At 61.0% G+C, this 9,798-nt stretch carries 9 protein-coding genes and 1 tRNA gene; 7 read left to right on the top strand and 3 right to left on the bottom strand.

Annotated features, from left to right (window positions below):
• Window positions 1–136: 136 nt before the first annotated feature.
• Window positions 137–922, top strand: coding sequence for a methyltransferase, TIGR04325 family (locus tag AC1DSF_RS27185; protein ID WP_478128223.1), 786 nt, complete (start codon window positions 137–139; stop codon window positions 920–922).
• Between the two features lie 60 nt (window positions 923–982).
• Here AC1DSF_RS27185 and AC1DSF_RS27190 read toward each other — a convergent pair.
• Window positions 983–1,067: transfer RNA gene (locus tag AC1DSF_RS27190), tRNA-Leu, on the bottom strand.
• A gap of 40 nt (window positions 1,068–1,107) precedes the next feature.
• Between AC1DSF_RS27190 and cysM the strand changes: the two genes are divergently transcribed.
• From cysM to AC1DSF_RS27205, 3 genes are read left to right on the top strand one after another with little or no spacing between them, the layout of a single operon-like run.
• Window positions 1,108–2,010, top strand: coding sequence for a cysteine synthase CysM (gene cysM, locus AC1DSF_RS27195; protein ID WP_478128224.1), 903 nt, complete (start codon window positions 1,108–1,110; stop codon window positions 2,008–2,010).
• Window positions 2,011–2,016: 6 nt separating this feature from the next.
• Window positions 2,017–2,547: an NUDIX domain-containing protein gene (locus tag AC1DSF_RS27200; RefSeq protein ID WP_478128225.1), complete on the top strand. Its 531-nt coding sequence runs from the start codon at window positions 2,017–2,019 to the stop codon at window positions 2,545–2,547.
• A gap of 26 nt (window positions 2,548–2,573) precedes the next feature.
• Window positions 2,574–2,801 carry a sulfurtransferase TusA family protein gene (locus AC1DSF_RS27205; protein ID WP_478128233.1) on the top strand — a complete coding sequence of 76 codons (228 nt, stop codon included), beginning with the start codon at window positions 2,574–2,576 and terminating at the stop codon, window positions 2,799–2,801.
• A gap of 48 nt (window positions 2,802–2,849) precedes the next feature.
• Here the strand turns inward: AC1DSF_RS27205 and galU are convergent, their stop codons facing one another.
• Both galU and AC1DSF_RS27215 read right to left on the bottom strand, forming a co-directional pair.
• Complete coding sequence (gene galU / locus AC1DSF_RS27210) at window positions 2,850–3,740, bottom strand: UTP--glucose-1-phosphate uridylyltransferase GalU (protein ID WP_478128234.1); 891 nt, start codon at window positions 3,738–3,740, stop codon at window positions 2,850–2,852.
• A gap of 89 nt (window positions 3,741–3,829) precedes the next feature.
• On the bottom strand, window positions 3,830–6,700 hold the full coding sequence (locus AC1DSF_RS27215; RefSeq protein ID WP_478128226.1) for a valine--tRNA ligase: 2,871 nt from the start codon (window positions 6,698–6,700) through the stop codon (window positions 3,830–3,832).
• Window positions 6,701–6,905: 205 nt separating this feature from the next.
• Here AC1DSF_RS27215 and yaaA point away from each other — a divergent pair, with 205 nt between their 5' ends.
• From yaaA to queF, 3 genes are read left to right on the top strand one after another with little or no spacing between them, the layout of a single operon-like run.
• Complete coding sequence (yaaA, locus tag AC1DSF_RS27220; protein ID WP_478183764.1) at window positions 6,906–7,715, top strand: peroxide stress protein YaaA; 810 nt, start codon at window positions 6,906–6,908, stop codon at window positions 7,713–7,715.
• Window positions 7,712–8,557 (top strand): 2OG-Fe(II) oxygenase, encoded by an 846-nt coding sequence (locus AC1DSF_RS27225; RefSeq protein ID WP_478128228.1) that lies wholly within the window; start codon window positions 7,712–7,714, stop codon window positions 8,555–8,557. The genes yaaA and AC1DSF_RS27225 overlap by 4 nt, the downstream gene beginning before the upstream one ends.
• 54 nt (window positions 8,558–8,611) lie before the next feature.
• Window positions 8,612–9,469, top strand: coding sequence for an NADPH-dependent 7-cyano-7-deazaguanine reductase QueF (gene queF / locus AC1DSF_RS27230; protein ID WP_478128229.1), 858 nt, complete (start codon window positions 8,612–8,614; stop codon window positions 9,467–9,469).
• Window positions 9,470–9,798: the final 329 nt, after the last annotated feature.

Raw genomic sequence — 9,798 nt, forward strand, 5'->3', positions numbered from 1 at the left:
CATAGCCCCGATGTCATGGGCATTTCGATTGCGAGCTGTAATCCGCCTATATAAGATAAACGTTTGCAAAAGATAACAGGGAGAGCCTTTTGTCACATATCCTCCATGGCTCTGGAAGCGGCCTGAAAGTCTAAAGATGAGCGTCAACCTTGCTCCCCTGCGCCGGCTGCGGGAGTCCGCATACCGCCGCAAGTTTGTCGACAACGTGGACGAACATCTGTTCATGGGGTCGTATGAAAGTTTTGACGCGGCCCTCGCAGCGGCGCCGAAGTCGAAACCGATCGGCTTTGACAACGTCGCGGAGGCCAGGCGGCTTTTTACGCCCCAGGTCTTCTTCTATGACTATCCGGCCTTGTTCTGGCTGACCCGGTCGTTCGAAGACGGGCTGCGCACCGTGTTCGACCTCGGGGGTCACGCGGCCATCAAGTTCCACGCGTTCCGGCGCATGCTCCACTACCCGCGGGGGATGCACTGGAGGACCTGCGACGTGGCGGGCGTCATTCAGGCAGGCCGTGAGATTGCCGCAGAAAGAGGCATTGGAGATGAACTGAGCTTCACGACAGACTACAAGGAAGCGAGCGGTTTCGATGTCCTTTTTATTGCCGGATGCCTGCAGTTCCTGCCGGAGCGCATGACTGAGATTCTGGCGGCCCTGCCGGTCAAGCCCAAGCGCATCATCCTCAACACGACCACCGTGCATCCCGATCGCACCATCTTCACGGTGCACAGCATTGGCTTTGGGTTCACGCCTTACCGGATCCAGAAGTATGACGAGCTGATCGCGGATCTGGTTCAGTCCGGCTATGTGCGGCGCGACGCCTGGCGCAATGAAGGAAAGAAGATTGAAGTGCCCTTTGTGGAGGGCGGCGATCAGGCTTACTACGCGGGGTGCTGCTTCGATCTGCAATCGCCCGCAGGCTGAGTCGAAGTGACTGCCGGGCCTCGGAAAGCTTAGGCGTCTCCGAACCACGGCGGAGCGCCATGGTGCCCGGGGCCGGAATCGAACCGGCACGCCTTGCGGCGGGGGATTTTGAGTCCCCTGCGTCTACCAATTTCACCACCCGGGCAGGGAAGGAAGAGAGCGCGAAATTATGGCACAGTGCCTCCATGCAATATCCGACGATTGAAGACGCGATTGGCCGAACGCCCCTGGTGGCGTTGCAACGCATCGACGCAGATGCCAATGCGAAGCGTGGCAATGTGATTCTTGGCAAGCTCGAAGGCAACAACCCGGCCGGGTCGGTCAAGGACCGGCCGGCGCTTTCGATGATCAAGCGTGCCGAGGAGCGCGGGGAAATCAAGCCGGGGGACACTCTGATCGAAGCGACTTCCGGCAACACCGGCATCGCGCTCGCGATGGCCGCGGCGGTCAAGGGCTACCGGATGGTGCTGATCATGCCGGAGGACCTGTCGGTCGAACGTGCGCAAACGATGAAAGCCTTTGGTGCCGAACTCGTCCTGACGCCGAAAAGCGGCGGCATGGAGTACGCGCGCGACCTCGCAGAGCAGATGATGCAGCAGGGGAAAGGGCGGGTGCTCGACCAGTTCGCGAATCCCGACAACCCGCGCATCCACTACGAGACGACCGGGCCTGAGATTTGGGCCGACACCAGCGGGCGCATCACGCACTTCGTGAGCGCGATGGGCACGACGGGCACCATCACCGGCGTCTCGCAGTTTCTCAAGGAGAAGAATTCGTCGGTGCAAATCGTCGGTGCCCAGCCGGAGGAAGGCTCACGCATTCCCGGCATTCGCAAATGGCCCCAGGAATATCTGCCCAAGATCTTCGACCCTAGCCGTGTTGACCAGGTTGTCAACGTGAGTCAGGACAATGCCGAAGAGATGTGCCGCCGGCTTGCGCGGGAAGAGGGCATTTTCGGCGGCATTTCAGCTGCAGGGGCCCTCTGGGTCGCGCTCGAAATCGCCAAGACGGTCGAAAACGCAACGATCGTTTTCGTCGTGTGCGACCGCGGTGATCGCTATCTGTCGACCGGCGTCTTTCCCGCCTGAACCACGATGAAAGAACCTCGTTTTTGCCCCTCCTGCGCGACTCCGCTGGCCTGGATCGAAGCACAGGAAGATGGCGGTCCGAAGTCACGCCTGCGCTGCACAGCCTGCGACTTCACGCACTGGAACAACCCGACTCCGGTTCTCGCCGCGATCATCGAATACCGCGGGCAGGTGCTCCTTGCGCGCAATGCGGCATGGACTCACAAGGCGTACGCGCTGATCACCGGCTTCATGGAGGCCGGCGAGACGCCGCAGGAAGGCATTGCGCGCGAAATTAAGGAAGAAACCAACCTCGATGCGAGCGAGCTGAACCTCGTGGGCGTTTATGACTTCCAGCGCATGAACCAAGTCATCATTGCCTACCACGCGGTGGCCGATGGCGAGGTGATGCTGTCGCCCGAGCTGGTGGACTATCGGCTGTATGACCTTTCCGCGCTGCGCTGTTGGCCGGCCGGCACCGGCTATGCATTGGCGGACTGGCTGCGCACGCGAGGGCATGTGCCTCAGTTCATGGAATGGCCGAGGCCGGCCTCCTGATATCGTTGGAGTTTCAAACAATGGCCATGCAGATCCACAAAGAACTCGACGCCCGCGGGCTTAACTGTCCGTTGCCCATTTTGAAGGCCAAGAAGTCGCTCAACGACATGGTGAGCGGTGAATTGTTGAGGGTCGTAGCCACTGACGCAGGGTCGGTACGCGACTTCCAGGCGTTTGCGCGGCAGACCGGAAACGACCTCGTCGAGCAGCAGACAATCGGCAACGAATTCATCCACGTGCTCCGGCGTCGGTGACATGGCCGCGACGCCGCCGGCTCGCGGCTTGGAAGCTCCAGTGCCGAATCAGAGCTCCAGCGTCTTCAGATATTGGCGGAAAGACGCTCCTACCTCAGGGTGCGCCAGCGCCAACTCTACCGACGCTTGCAGAAAGCCTTCTTTGCTGCCGCAGTCATAGCGCGTGCCCTTGTAGGAATAGGCATAGACCGACTCCTTGGTCATGAGCGCGGCAATACCGTCGGTGAGTTGGATTTCGCCACCCGCACCCTTTGGCTGATTGCGGATTTCAGCGAACACGCCAGGTGTGAGGATGTAGCGGCCGGCGACGCCGAGCCGCGAAGGGGCGTCTTCGGGCTTGGGCTTTTCGATCATCCGGTTAACCTTGATCAGTCCGTCTTCCACGGCATCGCCAGCGACGATGCCGTAGCGTTTGACGTGCTCCAGCGGCACTTCCTGCACCGCCAGCAATGATCCGCCGAGCTTGCCGAATGCGTGCGTCATCTGCGCGAGCACGGGCTCGCCGCCGTCCGGACCCACCATCAGGTCATCGGCCAGCAGTACCGCAAAGGGTTCGTTGCCCACCAGATGTTCGGCGCACAACACGGCATGTCCCAGGCCCAGCATGCGCGGCTGGCGCACATAGGAGCACGTCATGTCGTCCGGCATGACGGAACGCGCGATCGCGAGCAGTTCGGTCTTTCCATTGGCTTCGAGTTGTGACTCTAGTTCGTAGGCAGAGTCGTAGTGATCTTCGATGGCGCGCTTATTGCGCCCCGTTACAAAGATCATGTCGCGAATGCCCGCCGCATAGGCTTCCTCGACGGCGTATTGAATCAAGGGCTTGTCCACCACCGGGAGCATTTCCTTTGGTTGGGCCTTGGTTGCCGGCAGAAATCGAGTGCCGAAGCCTGCGACTGGAAACACGGCCTTGCGAATGCGCGTCGGGGAAGTGGACATGGGCATGAGGTTGAATCGAGGTAGATCGGATGAGGGCTGCGTACGAGACGTGCTGTCTGATACTAAGCCCCGCACAATACTTTCGTCTGTCAGCCGAGGCGGACAAGCTGATCACGCAGCCGATCGACGGTCGCGCTGAAGTCCGTCAGCCGCCTGCGCTCCTGTTCGATGACAGCCGGAGGTGCCTTGGCGACGAACGCCTCGTTGCCCAACTTGCCGTTGACTTTGGCGATTTCGCCTTCGACGCGGGCAAGTTCCTTGCCGATGCGCACCTTTTCCGCCGCCTTGTCGATTTCCATGTGCAGGCAGAGACGGACGCCGCCGACCACCGCGACCGGTGCAGCCTCGGCGGCGGCGGACCAGGCGGCCTCGTCGTCGAAAACCTTCACTTCCTTGAGCTTTGCCAAGGCCTGAAGCACCGGGACGGCTTCGCGGAGGAAGGCACTTCCTGCAGCATCGTCGGCAACCGCGTAGAGCGGCAGCCGCGTCGCAGGCGAGACGTTCATCTCGCCACGCAGCGTGCGGCAGGCATCGACAAGCGACTTGAGTCGCCCGACGTGCGCTTCGGCGGCCTCATCGATCTTCTCGGGCTGGCTCTTCGGATAAGCGGCGACCATCACTGACTCACCCGCACGCCCTGCCACTGGGGCGACCTTTTGCCACAGCTCTTCGGTGATGAACGGAACGACCGGATGCGCGAGGCGCAGCAGCGTCTCGAGGGTTCGGATCAGCGTGCGCCGCGTCGCCCGTTTCTGCGCGTCTTCGCCTTGCTGGATCTGCACCTTCGCGATTTCGAGATACCAATCGCAGAACTCGTCCCATGCGAACTGATAGATCGCGTTGGCAACGTTGTCGAGCCGGTACTCATCGAAACCCTTGGCGACATCGGCTTCGACGCGCTGCAACCGCGAGCTGATCCAGCGATCGGCCTGGCTGAATTTCAGATAGCCGTGCGCAGGGCCGCCGACAGCGCATTCTTCCTTCGTGTGTTCACGGAGGCCGCAGTCCTGGCCTTCGCAATTCATGAGCACGAAGCGAGTGGCGTTCCAGAGCTTGTTGCAGAAGTTGCGGTAGCCTTCGCAGCGCTTGGCGTCGAAGTTGATGCTGCGGCCCAGCGAGGCGAGCGATGCGAAGGTGAAGCGCAGCGCGTCGGCGCCGAAGGCCGGGATGCCGTCCGGGAATTCCTTCTGAGTGTTCTTTCGGACCGTCGGTGCCGTCTCCGGCCGGCGCAGCCCCTGCGTACGCTTTTCGAGCAGTTCGGGCAACGCGATCCCGTCGATCAGGTCGACGGGATCGAGCACATTGCCTTCCGACTTGCTCATCTTCTTGCCATGCGAGTCGCGGACCAGCCCATGGATGTAGACGTGCTTGAAAGGCACCTTGCCGGTGAAATGCTTGGTCATCATGATCATCCGGGCGACCCAGAAGAAGATGATGTCGTAGCCTGTGACAAGCACGGTCGAGGGCAGGTACAGATCGAGGTCCTGCGTCTTCTCGGGCCAGCCGAGCGAAGAGAAGGGCACCAGCGCCGACGAGTACCACGTGTCCAGCACGTCTTCATCGCGCGTGAGTGTCTTTCCGACGGCCTGCGCTTGCGCTTCGGCTTCGCTGGCTGCGACGTAGACCTTGCCGTCTTCGTCATACCAGGCGGGGATCTGGTGGCCCCACCAGAGCTGGCGGGAGATGGTCCAGTCCTGGATGTTTTCCATCCAGTGGTTGTAGGTATTGATCCAGTTTTCCGGAACGAAAGTGACCTCGCCCGAGCGCACCGCATCGATGGCTTTCTGCGCAATCGACTGGCCGCTGGCGTCTGGCTTGGTCATGGCGACGAACCACTGATCGGTGAGCATCGGCTCGACCACCGCACCTGTGCGCGCACAGCGCGGCACCATCAGCTTGTGCTTCTTGGTCTCGATCAGCAGGCCCAGCACCTCCAGGTCGGCAATGACAGCCTTGCGTGCCACGAACCGATCCAGACCGCGGTACTTCTCGGGAGCGTTGTCGTTGATGGTGGCATCGAGCGTCAATACGCCGATGACCTCAAGGCCGTGGCGCAGGCCCACTGCATAGTCGTTGTGGTCGTGCGCCGGCGTGACCTTGACGACGCCGGTGCCGAATTCCTTGTCGACGTAGTCGTCGGCAATCACCGGGATCAGTCGGTCGACCAACGGCAGCCTGACCCGCTGGCCAATCAGATGTTTGTAGCGCTCATCATCGGGATGCACCATCACGGCAACGTCACCCAGCATGGTTTCAGGGCGAGTGGTCGCAACGGTGAGAGAGCCGGAACCGTCTTCCAGCGGATAGGCGATATGCCAGAGAGAGCCGTCTTCCTCCTCGCTTTCGACTTCGAGATCGCTCACCGCTGTCTTGAGCACCGGGTCCCAGTTGACCAGACGCTTGCCGCGATAGATCAAGCCTTCGTTGTAGAGCTGAACGAAGGTCTGCGTGACAACGCTGGAGAGCGTCTCGTCCATCGTGAAGTACTCGCGGCTCCAATCGACCGAGTCGCCCATGCGGCGCATCTGGCCCGTGATCGTGTTGCCGGACTTCTCTTTCCATTCCCAGACGCGAGCGACGAAATTCTTGCGGCCGAGATCGTGCCGGCTGATCTTCTGTTCCTGCAGTTGGCGTTCAACCACGATCTGCGTGGCGATGCCCGCGTGGTCGGTGCCGGGCAGCCACAGGGTGTTGTCGCCTGCCATCCGGTGGTAGCGTGTGAGGCTGTCCATGATGGTCTGGTTGAACGCATGCCCCATGTGAAGCGTGCCAGTGACGTTCGGCGGCGGAAGCTGAATCGCGAAGGATGGCGCGCCTTCCTTGGCCTTCTGCGTGCCGCGGAAGCCAGCGGCCGAATAGCCGCGCCGCTCCCACTCGGGACCCCAGTGCGCCTCGATGGCAACGGGTTCGAAGGATTTGGAAAGGCTCTCGAGGCCGGGTTGGGGCAAGGTTTCGCTCATGGCGGTACAAAGACGAACGGCATCCCGCAGGATGCCGCTTGTGGGTGGAAGTGGGCGGATTTTATTCGACTGAGAGTGTGCCGCAGTCAATGCGGCGCCGCATAGTTGACGGGCACCCATGCATAGCCGGTTCCCGTCCGCCGCCTTGTCCAGATGACCAGTGCCTCTTTGACGTCACCTTGGCGGCGCCGCACATAATTGAACGATGCTGTTTTTGCTGTCTCCTGCCAAGTCTCTCGACTACGAAACTCCGGTATCTGAAACGGTACCGTCCACCCAGGCCCGCTTCGAAGGGCCCAGAAGCCCGGCGTCAGAACTCATCAAGCTCCTGCGCGAGAAGTCGCCACAGCAGGTCGCGGAGTTGATGAATTTGTCCGATAAGCTTTCCGCGCTCAACGTGGCGCGCTATGCGGCCTGGGCTTCCAGGGKAACCGAGCGGAACGCAAAGCAGGCCGCGCTCGCATTCGATGGCGATGTCTACGGCGGGCTCGACGCAAGAACGCTGAGTGAGGCACAGCTTGCCTGGGCGCAGGACCATGTCTGCATCCTGAGCGGGCTCTACGGCGTGCTGCGGCCGCTGGATCTGCTGCAACCTTATCGGCTCGAGATGGGAACGCAACTTGCAAATCGCCACGGCAAGGACCTGTACGCCTTCTGGGGAGCGCGGATCGCGGCGCATCTCAACGAGCGGTTGGTCGCTGATCGCACGCCGGTTGTCATTAACCTGGCTTCGCAGGAATACTTCAAGTCGGTCGACCAGAGCGTTCTCAAGGCTCGCGTGGTGGAGTGTGTCTTTGAAGAGTGGAAAGGCAGCACTGGCGCCAAGGGTGATGAAGGACGCTACAAGATTGTGAGCTTCTTCGCCAAGCGCGCGCGGGGCCTCATGGCGCGATGGGCCATCCTTCACAAGGCTGGCACGCCCAAGGCGCTGGAGAAGTTCGACCTCGAGGGGTATGGATTCGATGCCGCGGCGTCCAAGCCCGAGCGCCTCGTCTTTCGACGGAGATCATCATGAGTCATGGACAGGCGATCAGTCCTGAACTTCGCGAATGGGTCGCCACGCAAGTGGCGGCCGGCCATACGGTTGCGAGCCTGCGTGCATCGATGCGTGCAGCCGGATGGCAAGACGCCGCGGCAGACGCAGCTCTGGCGGAAGTGGAGCTCAAATCGGCCGGGACCTCGACGGTTGCCGAGCCGAGCAAGCCGATGCCTGGGCCGGATCTGTCGGCCGCACCGCTCTACATCGAAGCCGGCGACCGTCGCGTGCAAGTCCTTCAGACAATGCGCAACCCGCGCGTGATCGTGTTCGGAGATCTCGTGTCCGATGAAGAGTGCGATGCGTTGATCGCCACAGCGCGCCAGCGTCTCGCGCGGTCGCTCACGGTCGAAACGCAAACCGGTGGCGAGGCGCTCAATGTCGATCGAACCAGCGACGGCATGTTCTTCGAGCGCGGAGAGAACCCCGTGGTTGCGCGATTGGAGCAACGCATCGCCAGGCTGCTTCAATGGCCTCTCGAATTCGGCGAAGGCCTGCAGATCCTGCGATACGCGCCGGGCGCGCAATATCGTCCCCACTACGACTACTTCGACCCGGGCGAGCCCGGCACGCCACTCATTCTTCGGCGCGGTGGGCAGCGGGTGGCCACGCTGGTCATGTACCTGCAGGAGCCGCAACAGGGTGGGGCGACGACCTTCCCCGATGTCGGCCTCGAAGTGGCGCCCAAACGTGGAACGGGGGTGTTTTTCAGCTACGACCAGCCCGATCCTGCAACGCGCACCTTGCATGGAGGTGCGCCCGTGCTTTCCGGCGAAAAGTGGGTCGCGACCAAGTGGCTGCGCGAACGCGAGTTCATCTGATCCGGATGCTCAGGACACCATGATTCCCTTTCAAAAGTCAGCTGAAGGACGCCCATGAGCCTTGACAACACCCCGGAACAGTCGCAGTTGGGCCGCGCCTCGGCGTACGTTGACCAATACGACGCCAGTCTGCTGTTCCCGATCTCGCGCGCGACGCAACGTGAAGCCATGGGCATCGATGGCAGTGCGCTTCCGTTCTTTGGTGCCGATCTGTGGACAGCCTTCGAGCTCAGCTGGCTCAACGCACGAGGCAAGCCACAGTTGGCCATCGCGCACTTCACGATCCCTTGCGAGACGCCCAACATCATCGAAAGCAAGTCGTTCAAGCTGTACCTGAACAGCTTCAACAGTACCGTGTTTCCCGATTCAGCGGCCGTCAGGGAGCGGCTTCGCGCTGACCTGAGCGAGGCGGTCTGGCGCGGCAGTGGCCGGGTGGCGAGCATCGGGGTGAAGTTGTTGGCGCCCGCGGCGTTCGATCAAGTTCCTGTGCATGAACTGGACGGCCTCGACTTGGACCGCCTCGATATCGAATGCATTCAATACCAGCCAGCGCCCGAACTGCTCTCGAGCGACTTCGCGCAAGCGCCCGTTACCGAGGCGCTGACCAGTCGATTGCTCAAGAGCAATTGCCTCGTAACAGGGCAGCCCGATTGGGGCAGCGTGCAGATCCGCTACAACGGGCCCCCCATCGACCAAGCAGGTCTCCTAGCGTACATCGTGAGCTTTCGCAATCACAACGAGTTCCATGAACCCTGTGTGGAGCGCATCTTCACGGATGTGTGGCGCCGCTGCCGTCCAACCAAGTTGGCTGTCTACGCCCGCTACACTCGCCGCGGCGGCTTGGACATCAACCCGTTCCGCACAAGCTGGCCTCAGGCCCTTCCGGACAACGTGCGTACCGCGCGCCAGTAGATGCGTCTACGAGAAAGTTCGCAAAGTGTTGCCCGCAGCCGAAAAGTGATGGCATAATCGTGGGCTTCGCTAAACACGGATCTCGGCGAGTCTTTATAAGACGGTCGAGGTGAGCGGAGGCAAAAGAGTAAATAGAGCGGGTTTTAAAAAAACTTCTTTATGTTTTCAAAGCCTCTAAAAACCGTGTCATAATCGAAGGCTCCGCTAAACACGGATCTTGATGTTGCTCTCCGGGGTGGTATTGAGATGAGCGGAGAGGGGGAAGAAAAAAACTTCAAAAGTTTTTCGAATCTTCTGAAAATCGTGTAATAATAGAGGGCTTCGCTGAT

This window comes from Variovorax sp. 01N429 (genome assembly GCF_056399425.1).